The following is a 266-nucleotide window of genomic DNA, read 5'->3' on the forward strand; positions in this document are numbered from 1 at the left end:
TTTTGCCGGGGTGGCGGAACTGGCAGACGCACAGGACTTAAAATCCTGCGGTAAGTGATTACCGTACCGGTTCGATTCCGGTCCTCGGCATTTTCATTTATATATTGCACCCATAGCGCAATTGGATAGAGTGTCTGACTACGAATCAGAAGGTTGTAGGTTCGACTCCTACTGGGTGCATATTTCATCGGGAAGTAGCTCAGCTTGGTAGAGCACCTGGTTTGGGACCAGGGGGTCGCAGGTTCGAATCCTGTCTTCCCGATAGG

At 51.1% G+C, this 266-nt stretch carries 3 tRNA genes; all 3 read left to right on the plus strand.

What is annotated here, in order from left to right:
- Window positions 1-4: 4 nt before the first annotated feature.
- Window positions 5-90 (plus strand) — tRNA-Leu (locus FC81_RS07550).
- A 16-nt stretch (window positions 91-106) separates the two neighbouring features.
- Window positions 107-180, plus strand: a tRNA-Arg gene (locus FC81_RS07555).
- 8 nt (window positions 181-188) lie between these two features.
- A tRNA-Pro gene (locus tag FC81_RS07560) sits at window positions 189-262 on the plus strand.
- The last annotated feature ends 4 nt before the right edge of the window (window positions 263-266 follow it).

This window comes from Liquorilactobacillus capillatus DSM 19910 (genome assembly GCF_001434915.1).
Taxonomy (GTDB): domain Bacteria; phylum Bacillota; class Bacilli; order Lactobacillales; family Lactobacillaceae; genus Liquorilactobacillus; species Liquorilactobacillus capillatus.